The sequence below is a fragment of the Streptomyces nidicola genome (assembly GCF_050106155.1).
Classification (GTDB): domain Bacteria; phylum Actinomycetota; class Actinomycetes; order Streptomycetales; family Streptomycetaceae; genus Streptomyces.
Map to the genome: position 1 here is coordinate 2,845,472 of NZ_JBNBPI010000001.1, position 12,233 is coordinate 2,857,704.

Annotated in this window: 8 protein-coding genes; 2 read left to right on the forward strand and 6 right to left on the reverse strand. The window is 72.3% G+C overall.

Annotation, left to right across the window (positions count from 1 at the left end):
* Positions 1–380: 380 nt before the first annotated feature.
* The 5 genes from ACOKM3_RS12895 to ACOKM3_RS12915 form a co-directional block, all read right to left on the reverse strand.
* Positions 381–1,265, reverse strand: coding sequence for a FadR/GntR family transcriptional regulator (locus ACOKM3_RS12895; RefSeq protein ID WP_426900036.1), 885 nt, complete (start codon positions 1,263–1,265; stop codon positions 381–383).
* A gap of 163 nt (positions 1,266–1,428) precedes the next feature.
* On the reverse strand, positions 1,429–3,444 hold the full coding sequence (locus ACOKM3_RS12900) for an ABC transporter ATP-binding protein (RefSeq protein WP_426900038.1): 2,016 nt from the start codon (positions 3,442–3,444) through the stop codon (positions 1,429–1,431).
* A 234-nt stretch (positions 3,445–3,678) separates the two neighbouring features.
* On the reverse strand, positions 3,679–4,440 hold the full coding sequence (locus ACOKM3_RS12905; RefSeq protein WP_426900040.1) for an NUDIX hydrolase: 762 nt from the start codon (positions 4,438–4,440) through the stop codon (positions 3,679–3,681).
* Between the two features lie 107 nt (positions 4,441–4,547).
* Positions 4,548–6,635 (reverse strand): glycogen debranching N-terminal domain-containing protein, encoded by a 2,088-nt coding sequence (locus ACOKM3_RS12910; protein ID WP_426906780.1) that lies wholly within the window; start codon positions 6,633–6,635, stop codon positions 4,548–4,550.
* 263 nt (positions 6,636–6,898) lie between these two features.
* Complete coding sequence (locus ACOKM3_RS12915) at positions 6,899–8,356, reverse strand: DUF4192 domain-containing protein (RefSeq protein WP_426900042.1); 1,458 nt, start codon at positions 8,354–8,356, stop codon at positions 6,899–6,901.
* A gap of 132 nt (positions 8,357–8,488) precedes the next feature.
* On the opposite strand from ACOKM3_RS12915, the gene ACOKM3_RS12920 reads away from it, so the two are divergent.
* Both ACOKM3_RS12920 and ACOKM3_RS12925 read left to right on the forward strand, forming a co-directional pair.
* Complete coding sequence (locus tag ACOKM3_RS12920) at positions 8,489–10,651, forward strand: RecQ family ATP-dependent DNA helicase (RefSeq protein ID WP_426900044.1); 2,163 nt, start codon at positions 8,489–8,491, stop codon at positions 10,649–10,651.
* A gap of 223 nt (positions 10,652–10,874) precedes the next feature.
* Positions 10,875–11,513, forward strand: a complete 639-nt coding sequence (locus tag ACOKM3_RS12925; RefSeq protein ID WP_426900046.1) for a hypothetical protein — start codon at positions 10,875–10,877, stop codon at positions 11,511–11,513.
* A gap of 81 nt (positions 11,514–11,594) precedes the next feature.
* Here ACOKM3_RS12925 and ACOKM3_RS12930 read toward each other — a convergent pair whose 3' ends face one another.
* Complete coding sequence (locus ACOKM3_RS12930; protein WP_426900047.1) at positions 11,595–12,230, reverse strand: hypothetical protein; 636 nt, start codon at positions 12,228–12,230, stop codon at positions 11,595–11,597.
* Between the last annotated feature and the right edge of the window lie 3 nt (positions 12,231–12,233).

Sequence of the window (12,233 nt, forward strand, 5' to 3'; positions counted from 1 at the left end):
CGGGCAGGAGCCTGGGAGATGGACAGCGCCACAAGCGGCTGCTGTATTCCCTCCTCGGCTGTCACCTCTTAGGTCATCGCGCTACCCCGAGGAGCGTTACGCCCAATCTGCGTGGTCCGAGTCACACCGCGTTATCGGTCAAAGACTGACCGATACGGACAGAAAGGGTCATGCGGCTGAACTCGTCCGGGCGTCCAACGGCCTCGAGGGACGGATCCCCTAGAGAAGGACGGACCTTCCGTCTACGCCTCGAGTCGCCGGATGGCGCCCTCCTGCACATGCTCCGTGTCGACGTCGACCACGTCCTCCACGTCGCACATGCGGCACCGTCCGGCGACACATGGTTCGCCCTCCCTCGCCCCGCCGCGCCTCCGGCGCGGTCAGTGCTCGCGGGGAGCCGGGACCACGCGCTCCACCTCGGGGTGGACGGTGAGCAGCTGCCGCACGGCCGCCTCGGCGCCCGCGCCGTCACCCGCGGCGAGCGCGTCGACGATGCGGCCGTGGTGCGCGACGACCGTCTCGTTCGGGCGGTCGCAGCCGATGATCGGGCCGCCGGAGACGTGCAGGGCGGCGGATACGATCCCGGAGAGGTGCTCGAGCATCCTGTTGCCCGCGAGCTGGATGAGCAGCGAGTGGAACTCCGCGTCGGCGCGCGAGAACGTGATCGAGTCTCCCTGACCCAGCGCGTGCCGCATGATCTCCACCATGTCGGCCAGGCGCTGCTGCACGTCTTCCCTGCCGTGGCCCGCGGCGAGCCGCGCGGCGAGCGGCTCGATCGTCCACCGCAGCTCACTGAGCTCGCGCCGCTGATCGTCGCGCTGCGGCCCGAAGGCGCGCCATTCGATGATGTCCGGGTCCAGCAGGTTCCAGTCGCTGACCGGCCGCACGCGCGTGCCGACGTTCGGCCGGGCACTGACCAGGCCCTTGGCCTCCAGTACGCGCAGGGACTCGCGGACGACGGTGCGGGAGACCTCGAATCGCTGGCCGATCTCCTCCGGAACCAGCGGGCGGTCGGCGCCGAGGTCGCCGGAGACGATCATCTGCCCGAGCTGCTGGACGAGTTGGCCGTGCAGACCGCGCCCCCGGCTGCCACCGGCGCGTCGGCCCACCCGGCCGAGATCCGGGTCCGGGCTCTCCCACGCGGGGCCGCCGACGCGCTCGGCGGTCGACTCCATGTAGGGGTAGCGGTCGAGTTCGCCCGGTCCTGCGAGGCCGGAGTCGGCGGAGCGGGCGGCGGTCATCATGGTGTGCGCAAGGGTACTCACGGAATCTGTTGTCGGCGCCGTCCCCAACTCCCTTGAGGTCTTTGGTGAAAAGCACACGAAAGGGTGATCTCCCTCCTCGCTGCACTTGACGCCTTATCGGAAAGAAGCGGGCGTTCTACGGGGAGTTGCGCTCAGCGAGGTACCGGAAGGTGTCGGCCGGTCGTCATCGCACCCGAGTACGCAGCGCTGTGAACAGATATGCGCAGAGCAGAGCACTCAGCGACAACATCAGCGCGCCGCCCACAGGTTGAGTGATCATCCGCATTCCGGCGGCGGCGAACCGCTCGATCCCGAACGGCCAGTCCATCAGAGCAAGATCACGCAGGCGTTCCGGAAGTCCCGCCGCCGTTCGCACAGATGGTCCCTCCAAGGCCTTCTGTACGAGCGGCACGATGACGATCGGCACAGCCACCACAGCGGCCAACCCGGCAGCCGTCGACCGGAACAGACCGGACGCGAGCACACCCGCCCAGGCGCATCCGACGACCAGAGCGAGCCAACTCGCGCTCAGGGAAAGCCACTCGGCGGGAACCTGCGTGAGCTCCGATCCGTATACGAGGTAGAGCAGCGCGGCATCGCCGACGACGGTGAGAGCGCCCAGGAGGAGGGCCGCCACCGCGCCGACGAGCAGCTTCGCGGCGAGAAGTCCCAGGCGGCGGGGGACAGTTCCGCGGTCGGCGGCGAGTACGGGGTGGCGGAATTCCTCACCGAAGGCGAAGGCGCCGAGCAGCCCGGCGCCCAGGGCGGCCGGCGGCAGGGGAAGCACCTGCGGCCAGGCGGCGATCAGGCGTGGCTGCGGGGTGTGTCCGGCTCGTGCGAGCAGCACGGAGAGGAGCGCGGAGACGGCGAGAACGAGTGCGACGGTGACATGACCGGTGGCGATGCCGGTCGCGCGCCGCAGTTCGTAGCGCACCGGGCGCAGCGGTCCTCGGGCGGTGCGCACGGTGATCGGTGGCGGCAGCGTAGGCAGGGCGCCGGACGTCTCGCGTGCGGATTCGGCCTCAGGCGCACGGTCGTTCGAGGCGGTTCGGCGCTGCGCCGCCGGGGGCGACGCCTCGTCGGCGAGTGGCACGAACGTGCTGGTGGGGGTGAGGGCGTTGAGGGGCGTGGTCGCCGTGAGGGGGTGCGTCCTGCCTGCGACCCCGGCGTCGGATTGGGCGGCGGCGCCTGTGCCGGTTTGGGCGTCGGTGCCTGTGCCGTTCTGGGCAGCGCCCCCGGTGCCGGTTTGAGCGTCGGCGCCCGCGTCGGCACCGTCACCGCCGCTGTCCGACCGGTCTTCGGTGACGACAGACGCCGCCACCGAAGGACCCGCGTCCCCGATCTCGTCGGCGAGTTGGTGTACGAGGATGCCGTGCCGGAACGCAATGTCCCCCACGTCCGCGCAGGTGCTGCCGTACACCGACAGCCGGCTGCCGTCCTCCGTGACCACTTCGACCGAGCGCTTGGCCGTGCGCGCCTCCTTCGCCAGGAGAACGCCGAACCTCGCGGCGTGCGGGCTGCGGACCACGACCCGGGGCCGCAGCCGGGTCCGGGCGAAGTCGGCGACATCCTGGTCCGCCACCACCTTGCCCGCGTCGAGCGTGACGACGCGGTCGGCGACCCGGGCCGCCTCCTTGGCGTCGTCGGTGGTGAAGAGGACCGTGCCGCCGAGCGCGGCGTACTCCCTCAGGACGCCGTGCAGCCACCTGCCCTCCCGGGCTGAGAGGCCGGCCGCGGGCTCGTCGAGCACCAGCGTGTGCGGGTCGGCGAGCAGCGCGCAGGCCAGGCCGAGCCGCCGGTCCATGCCGCGCGACAGGGTGCCCAGGCGCTCCTCCCGCAGGCTCACGAGGCCCACCACCTCGAGCACGTCGTCAGCGCGTCGCACGGGTACTCCGGCCGCGGAGCAGAGCATGCGCAGGTGTCCACGGACGGTTCGGGCCGGATGGCCGGGCACATCACCGAGCAGTACGCCGACTTCCCGCGCGGGATGAGCGATGCGGTGCAGCGGGCGGCCTCTGAAGTACGTGACGCCACGGCCTTGTTGGAGTTCGAGCATCAGGCGTACAGCTGTCGTCTTGCCCGACCGCCGTGCGCCGAGCAGGGCGGTGACACGGCCGGCGCGCGCGTCGAAGGACACGTCGTCGACCGCGGGCGGGCTCCCCTTGCGTGCGTTACTCGTCAGTCCGGTGGCCTGGATCATCGCTTCTCTCGCAGGATGGGCGACCGCTCGGCGGCCGGGATCCGCCCGCCGGCAGGGCGACGGGCAAACCCCTCGGGTACTTCAGCAAGATAACGCGATATTTAGCACTTTTCGGGCATCGTGCTTACGTGAGTGCCCACGATTCCGGGCCTCCTCCGGTGTCGCCGTGACCCGCCGGGCGCCGCCCGCACCGCGCGTGAGGCGACTCCCCCCACCGAAGTCCCGAGGAATCGATCAGGCTTCCGGTCGCAGCATCGGCGGGTTGAGGAGCGTGGCCCCACCGGCACGGAAGAGCTGGGCCGGCCGACCGCCCTGGCGGGTGGTGGTGCCGCCGGTCGGCACCAGGAAACCCGGAGTGCCCGTCACCTTGCGGTGGAAGTTGCGCGGGTCGAGGGCGACGCCCCATACGGCCTCATAGACGCGGCGCAGCTCGCCGACGGTGAACTCGGGCGGGCAGAACGCCGTCGCGAGCGAGGAGTACTCGATCTTGGAGCGCGCCCGCTCCACACCGTCCGCCAGGATCTGCGCGTGGTCGAAGGCCAATGGTGCGGCCTGCTCGTCCTCGCGCCCGTAGCCACCGTGCTTCAGCAGCGCCTCCACCGGGGCCCACCGCGCGCTGTGCGCGTCGCCGCCGGGACGCGGCGCGGGCAGGTCCGGGGCGAGCGCGAGGTGCGCGACGCTGACCACGCGCATCCTGGGATCCCTCTTCGGATCTCCGTATGTGGCCAGCTGCTCCAGATGTGCGCCGTTGTCCTGCGCCGGCGTCATCGGGTCGTGGGCGCACAGCCCCGTCTCCTCGATCAGCTCGCGCGCGGCCGCCGCCGTCAGATCCTCGTCGTCCCGTACGAACCCGCCGGGCAAGGCCCAACGCCCTTGAAACGGCGGTTCACCACGGCGCACCGCCAGCGCGCACAGTGCGTGGCGACGCACGGTCAGCACGACCAGATCGACGGTGACTGCGAAGGGCGGAAAGGCCGACGGGTCGTAGGGCGACATGGAACGATCATAGTCGTCTGCCTGACGATAAACACTCCCTTCGCTCCCCTGCCCCGCCCCGTATCGGGCAGTGCTCGGTGGACCCGGCCCGCCAAGGTCCGCGCCCTTCACACCCCCAACTGCAGTTCGTCCGCAGCTTCCTCCACCATGGCGAGGCCGAGTCTGCTGACGCGTACGGAGAACACCTGGCCTGCGACCCGCAGCCCGGTCAGCCCGATCCCGCCCAGCGGGGCACTGCGCATCGGCGACAGCGTCACCGTCCCGGCCGGTACGTCGGGGCGGATGCCCGCGAGGGTGGCCAGGAGGTGCACTCCGGCAGCGGCCGACACGCCAGCGGGTCTGCACGCCGCGGGGTGTGGCAGCGGAACGCCTCCCTCGACCCGCTGCAGCCCCGCGTACATCTCGGGCAGTCTGCGGTCGAAGGCGTCGGCCGCGTCGAGGACGCCTCTGATCAGGGACGCCGCCTCCTTCTCGTACCCGGCGGCGGACAGGCCCGCGACGGCGACAGCGGTCTCGTGCACCCGTACCGCCCCCGAGCGGTGCCCGAACGGGTTGTACGTCGCCTCCTTCACGCCCAGACTTCTGAGCCCCCATCCGGAGTCGAGCCCCGGCCCGCCGAACCGTCTCGCGAGGTGCTCGGTTCGCACCTTGTCCAGCAGGCCCGGCGCCCACGCACCCGCGCCGAGCAACCCGGTGTCCAGAAGGTGGGCGGCACCGCTGCCCAGCCATGCCGACCTGCGCCCGTCCGCCGTGCGCGCGGCCGCCGGTCGACCCCCGCCGCGGTCCTCGACCCAGAAGTCCTCCTGGAAGCGCCGCCGCAATTCCTCGGCCCACTGGCGCAGTTCACCGCCGCCGGGCCTACCGTGGGCGTCCAACAGGTCGGCGCCGAGCAGGGCGGCCCGGTGGGCATGCGCCTGGGTCTCGCACCGCTGAGGGCCGCCCGGGCCGGGGTCCGGGATGTAAGGGCCTTCGCGGGCGGTGGTCCGCAACCACTGCAGACAGCGCTCGGCGGTCGGCAGCAGCTCCGCCACCTCGGACTCGCCCATACCCCAGCGTCTGGCCTCGGCGAGCAGGGCCGGGAACAGGAGAGTGGCCTCGATCCCCGTGCAACTGGGCGGCAGTTGTCCGCCCGCTTGCCGCCGCGGGCCCGGCAGCTTTCCGTACGCCGCTCCGGGCTCGCTCAGCTGCGTACGGGCGAGCGCTCGTAGGGTGCCGAGGGCGAGCCCTGTCCCCAGCGGCAAGGCCATCCGGGCGGCCGCCAGCGCCTCGGCGGGAGCCGGACCGCAGCGCCACGGAGCACCCGCGGCCACGCATGCGTCCGACGGATGCGCGGGATCACGCACCAGGAGCGCCTGCAGGTCGGCGATGCAGGCGCGCAGCAGCGGGCCCACGCGCGGGTCGTCCCCCTGCGCCGTGGCCGGGGCGAACGGTCGGATCGCGCTGTACCCCGCCGCTCTGCCGGCACCCTCGCCGGTTGCGCGTACGCGCAGCCGCACCGTGTGCCTGCCGCCCGGCGGAAGCTCGAACTCCCAGCGCAGCAGGCCGGCGGATGCCAGGGCGTCCATCGGCGCAGGCGTCACCGTGACCAGGACCGACGGCCCACTGCCTGTCGGCGACGACCAGCGCAGTCCGGAATCATGGACCATGGCGGGCAGTTCACGCCCGCCGCTACCGGCCGCCACGGCGCCGAGGTCGGCGAGGTCGGTACCCAGGGCAACTTCGAGGGGCAGCCGCAGCGTCCGTTGCGCGGAGCTGTGCAGCGTGATGTCCTCCGTGCCCTCCGCGTGCCGGATCCGCTCGACGACGACGTCCGGGTCGGGCCCGGCATCCGAGGCCACCCGTAGGGTCGCCGTGAAGCAGGCCCGGTCCGCGGAGATCATGCGCGCGTCCACGGCGAGCGGTTCACGCCCCGCCACTCGAATCCGGCAGCGCGACAGCAGGCGTCTGCCCCGGTGGTAGAAGCCCTCGAGTCCTTGCCCCGTCAACTGGCCCTGGCTCGAAGAGATCGCGAGGGCAGGCAGGGCGACACAGATCAACGCCTGGTGAACCGGCGCGAGTTCCGTACTCCGCCGCAGCGCACGGACCGGTCCCGTCGAAGGCGCCTGGAGACCAGGGTGGCCCGGCGGCGTACGCGACCGTCCCTGCGCAGGATCGGGCGGCACGGCGCCAGGAGTCCGATGCGGGGCAGGTGCCATCGTCGCCCTCGGCGTCTTACGGACCGCCAGACGGTCAGAGGGCGGGTCTGTGTCACGCACCGTAGGTGCGTACTGCGGCGAAGCGTCGGATGTCATCTTCGCTCCTCTTCCACTGCGGGTACGGCACGCCGCCGACCTGCCCTGCACCACGGCGGCGCGACCCGGCCGCCGCCACCGCTCACCGAGATGAACGGGGCGCGCCCACTCCAAGTAACGCCACAGGGCCGCGAAGAGAGAAAGGGGGCCCGCGGCGCAGCTGGTCCTCATCCGTCGCCCCCGCTCCGTCGGCGCCTGAGGCGGCGGGACTCCGTCGGCCGCCGGGGTGCACGCGCGCCCGCCCGCGCAGGGCGCGTCCCGGCTCCGGGACGCCGCTCGCCGCGCCGGCGCAGGGCTGCCTCCAGGCCACGGGCGGCACGGGACATACCTGGATCGGCGGCGCCTCCGGGGACGGCCACCGCCGAAGGCCGAGGTCCGTCGACTCCGCCGGCGCTCGTGGCTTCGCCCTCGGCCACTCCGGCCGGTGTGTCCGAAGCCGCGCCCGGGTCCAGGCCCAGGTCCGTGTCCAGGTCCAGGTCCAGGTCGGTGTCCAGGTCCGGGTCCGTCCGCTTCGCCCGCAAGATGCGCCGCACGGGCTCGGGGTCGAGCCCATCGGCCCGTGCTTCATTGAGCAAGCGGGCGAACACGTAACGCGGGTCGGCATCGAGGGCCATCTCCAGTGCCTGGTCCGCCTCGACGGTGTCGCCGAGCGACCAGGCCACCCAGCCCACGAGTGCCAGCGGCGCGGCGGCGTACTCCCCGTAGGAACCGACGCATCGGCGCGCCAGCGCCCGCCACAGTCGCAGGGCGTGGACGCCCTCCTCGTCCTCCATCCACTCCGCCGCCCGGTCTCTGGTCAGCCGGTCCTGGAGGCCGAGAATCAGCGACGCGGCCTCGTCGTGCGCCAGCAGCTCGTCGTCCTTGAGGTCGGCCGTGAGCGCATCGGCCGCTCCCGGCGCGTCCGCGAGGCGCCGCATGACCAGGCGGGCCAGATCCAGCGTCTCCGTCTCCACCTCCTTACGAGGAGTGCCGGCGAGGATCCTCGGCACGAGCTCCATCGCCGCCGCGTCGAGAGCGCGCGTCTGCTCCGTGACGAGCGCCGTCTCCCAGGGGGCCAGGCGCGCCCTCACCCTCCCCAGCGACCCCCGCACCTGAATGCCGGCGAAGGCTGCCGTGGCAGCCATGACCGAGGTGCCGTCGGTGGCGATCACGTTGCCCTCCGCCGGGCAGCACTCGGCGCGCGCACAGCAGTAGGACCAATACCTGCCTTCCGAGAGGCACAGCGCTTCCGTGACCGGCACATCGAGGCCACCACACTCGGTGCGCAGCAGCTGGGCCAACGGCCTGAGCCGCTGCATGACCTGCCGCCCCGTGCCGGCGCCCGGGGTCGGGGCGTCCTGGCAGAGGAACGCGACGACGCTGTCGGGGTGGCCGTCCCTGCGCTCGCATTCGCCGATCAGGCATTGGGCCATCTGTCGCGCCACGGCCTGCCAGTCCTCGGTGCGCTCGGGAATGCCGAGGCGCACCCGACCGCCGAAACGCCCCTTGTGCAGCGCGACCAGGACGATGCTGTCGTCGGGCCGGAAGCCGAGCAAATACGGGAGCGCTTCGGCGAGTTCACCTGCCGTGCGGAGGGTGATCTTTGCTTCGCCGGTCATCCCGGCCGGCTCGCTGTGATTCGTCATGCGCCGACCATGCCCCGGAACCCGATACTCCGGTTCGGCCTGTGGATAACCCCGATCAGGGACACGACAGGAGTTGTCCACAGCCGGCGGGCTCGTTCGCGTGATGTCAGTGCGATCGGGTTGCATGGAGGCATGAGCAACGAAGAGCTGCGGACAGCCGCCGATACCGTTCTGGCCCGTCTCGTCGGCGATCCGAGCGGCAAGGCCAGACTGCGCGAGGACCAGTGGCGCGCCATCGAGGCCCTGGTCGCCGACCATCGGCGGGCCCTCGTCGTGCAGCGCACCGGCTGGGGCAAGTCCGCGGTGTACTTCGTCGCGACCGCGCTGATCCGCCACCGCGGTGGCGGCCCGACCGTGATCGTCTCGCCGCTGCTCGCGCTCATGCGCAATCAGGTGGAGGCGGCGGAGCGTGCGGGCATCCGCGCCCGCACCATCAACTCGTCGAACACCGAGGAGTGGGACGCGGTGCGGGCCGACGTGGCGGCCGGCGAGGTCGATGTGCTCCTGGTCAGCCCGGAGCGGCTCAACAACCCCGACTTCCGGGACAACGTGCTGCCCCAACTCGCCGCGGCCACAGGCCTGCTGGTCGTCGACGAGGCCCACTGCATCTCGGACTGGGGGCACGACTTCCGACCCGACTACCGCCGCCTGCGCACGATGCTGGCCGACCTCCCGCAGGGCGTCCCCGTCCTGGCGACGACGGCGACCGCCAACGCGCGCGTGACGGCGGACGTGGCCGAGCAGCTCGGAACCGGCTCCGGCTCGGACGCCCTGGTCCTGCGCGGCCCGCTCGACCGCGAGAGCCTAAGTCTCGGGGTCCTGCGGCTGCCGGACGCCGCACACCGCCTGGCCTGGCTCGCCGACCATCTGAACGACCTTCCGGGCTCCGGGATCATCTACACCCTCACCGTCGCCGCGGCCGAGGAGGTCACGGCCTATCTGCGTCAGTGCGGCCACACCGTGTCCTCATACACCGGGAAGACGGAGAACGCCGACCGGCAGCAGGCCGAGGAGGACCTCCTGGCGAACCGCGTGAAGGCGCTGGTCGCCACGTCGGCGCTCGGCATGGGCTTCGACAAGCCGGACCTCGGGTTCGTCGTCCACCTGGGCTCCCCGTCCTCACCGATCGCCTACTACCAACAGGTGGGTCGCGCCGGGCGTGGAGTCGACCACGCGGAGGTGCTGCTCCTCCCCGGCAAGGAGGACGAGGCGATCTGGCGCTACTTCGCCTCGCTCGCCTTCCCTCCGGAAGAGCAGGTGCGGCGCACTCTGGACGTGCTCGCGCAGTCCGACAGGCCGCTCTCCCTGCCCGCGCTCGAACCCCTGGTGGAGCTGCGCCGGTCACGCCTGGAGACCATGCTCAAGGTCCTCGACGTGGACGGCGCGGTGCACCGGGTGAAGGGCGGCTGGATCGCCACGGGGCAGCCCTGGGCCTATGACACCGAGCGCTACGCGTGGGTGGCCAAGCAGCGCGAGGCCGAGCAGCAGGCAATGCGGGACTACGCGACGACCGACGGTTGCCGCATGGAGTTCCTGCGCCGTCAGCTCGACGACGAGGAGGCGGCCCCGTGCGGCCGCTGCGACAACTGCGCGGCACCGCGATTCTCCGACGCCGTCTCGCCCGAGGCACTGAACTCGGCGCGCGGTGAACTCGGGCGCCCTGGCGTCGAGGTGGAGCCCAGGAAGATGTGGCCCACCGGCCTCGCGGCCGTCGGCATCGACCTCAAGGGCCGCATCCCCGCGGGTGAGCAGGCCGGGACCGGGCGGGCGCTCGGCCGCCTGTCGGACATCGGCTGGGGGAACCGGCTGCGCCCCATGTTCGCGCCGCAGGCCCCGGACGGACCGGTGCCGGACGACGTGGCGGGAGCCGTCGTCGACGTGCTTGCCGACTGGGCCAAGGGGCCTGGCGGCTGGGCGTCCGGTTCCGCCGACGCATCGCCGCGCCCCGTGGGCGTGGTGACGATGGCGTCCCACACCCGTCCGCAGCTCATCCAGTCCTTGGGCGCCGGCATCGCGCAGGTCGGCCGCATGCCTCTGCTCGGCAGCATCTCGTACGCGCCCGGCAGCGACACCGCGCACATCCCGCGCAGCAACAGTGCACAGCGGTTGCGCGCCCTCGACGGCACGTTGACGCTGCCGGCCGAGCTGTCCGAGGCGCTCGCGCACGCGGGTGGCCCGGTTCTGCTCGTCGACGACTTCACGGAGACGGGCTGGACGCTGGCCATGGCCGCCCGGCTGCTGCGCCGGGCGGGCGCCGAGGGCGTGTTGCCACTGGTCCTGGCGGTACAGGGCTGAGGAACGCGTAGCGATCCAACCTTTGGGCAGGGATATTGGCGACGCATCGTCAGATACAGGAACGCGGTCCCAATTGCTCGTTGCCGTCTGCCACTACGACGGGAAGAATTGGAGCTGCTCCCCGCGCGGCTCCCCGTGATCCGGTGGACGGTAGAGCTGTGTCGCGGTGCGCTCCCCAGTCCGACCCCGCCCTCAGTGTGGGCGTGTAGCCGAAGGGAGGACCGTGACCTTCGGATTCGCTCCGTCCTCGGTGGCATCGATGTCCGCGTCCTTGATGCGCGCCGAGAGGTCCGCCGATTCCGTCAACCGACCGACAAGGCTGCTCGATCCCGCTGAGTGGTCAGCAGCCGGCATCCCACTGCTGCGCAACCCGCGCGAGGTCGTCAGCGGGCTGCACTCCCGCCACCGACCGATACCGCAGACCGTCGTCATAGCCGTGCTCGACCCCGACGAGCGGCTGCGGGCCAGCGCCTCGTTCGTGCGCCGCGAGAGCACCACCGACGGCTGGACGTTCCGCAACGCCCTGCTGTTCCAGCTGCGCCGGGTGATCCCGCACGACCTGCGCCGCCGTACGCCGGTGCGCACCGCGGTGATGCTGTACTGCCGCGAGGGGGACACCCGTTGGACAGAGGAGGACGGGGCCTGGATGTGGGGACTGCGTGACGCGTGCACGCTGCACGGCCTGCGCTGCGGCGCGTACATCACGATGACGCGGGACGGCTGGCAGGTACTCGGAGAGGGCAGGGCCGGTCGGCGCCCGAGCATGGGCTCCGTGGCCGAGGCCCTGGGTGCCGGGGAGCCATCGGCGCCGCGCACAGGCGGCGCCGCGACAGAGGTGCTCCGCCGCGCCGCGGCGCGCTGAACGGCTCTGCGGCCGTCGCGCGCCCGCCTGCCGGACTCCCCGGACACCGCTTCGCGGTGCGGGCAGCCGGCAAGCGGCGCGTCAGACCCCGGCGCCCAGCAGCGAGTTGATGCGCTCCGGGTCGCCGCACACGATGAGCAGCGCACCGGCCCGGCCGAGCGCGATCGGCAGCGCCGTGGTGGCCACCTCGTCGGCTCCGCCGTTCACGGCGACGACAACCACCGGACGGGACGCGGCGCGGCCCAGGGCGGAGGCATCGGCGTAGAAGACGTCGTCACGCGCGTCGTGCTGCGCCCAGTAGGAGTCCTCACCGAAGGACAGCTCGTGAGCCGCCCACGGGTGCGGGTCACCGGTGGTGACCACCAGGACGTCGCCGGGCGCGCGGCCCGAGTCGAGCAGCATGTCGAGGGCCTCCTCCGCAGCGTCCAGCGCGCCATCGGCCGAGGCCGGGATGAGCTGGATCTGCGGCTGCGAGGCCGAAGTCGGCGTGGCGGCAGGGGCGTTCGGCCCCGGCTTGTGGGCACCCGCCGACTCGCGCGAGGTTCGCTGCGCGGGCGGCATGGGCCTGGAGGGACCCGGACGTCCGGGTCGCGGTGGCGCCGCGGGACGCGGGCCGGGTACGGGGCGGGGGGTCGACGCGGTACGGCCGCTGGCGGGCGTGGCGCGGGGACCCTGGGCACTCTCGGGAATCTGAGGCTCCTCGGGACTGAGAGGCATGAG

Excerpts from the sequence above, each read along its gene's own strand:
- ACOKM3_RS12900 (WP_426900038.1), bottom strand. The coding sequence starts at position 3,444 with ATGATCCAGGCCACCGGACTGACGAGTAACGCACGCAAGGGGAGCCCG.
- ACOKM3_RS12905 (WP_426900040.1), bottom strand. The coding sequence starts at position 4,440 with ATGTCGCCCTACGACCCGTCGGCCTTTCCGCCCTTCGCAGTCACCGTC.
- ACOKM3_RS12910 (WP_426906780.1), bottom strand. The coding sequence starts at position 6,635 with ATGGCACCTGCCCCGCATCGGACTCCTGGCGCCGTGCCGCCCGATCCT.
- ACOKM3_RS12915 (WP_426900042.1), bottom strand. The coding sequence starts at position 8,356 with ATGACGAATCACAGCGAGCCGGCCGGGATGACCGGCGAAGCAAAGATC.
- ACOKM3_RS12920 (WP_426900044.1), top strand. The coding sequence starts at position 8,489 with ATGAGCAACGAAGAGCTGCGGACAGCCGCCGATACCGTTCTGGCCCGT.
- ACOKM3_RS12930 (WP_426900047.1), bottom strand. The coding sequence starts at position 12,230 with ATGCCTCTCAGTCCCGAGGAGCCTCAGATTCCCGAGAGTGCCCAGGGT.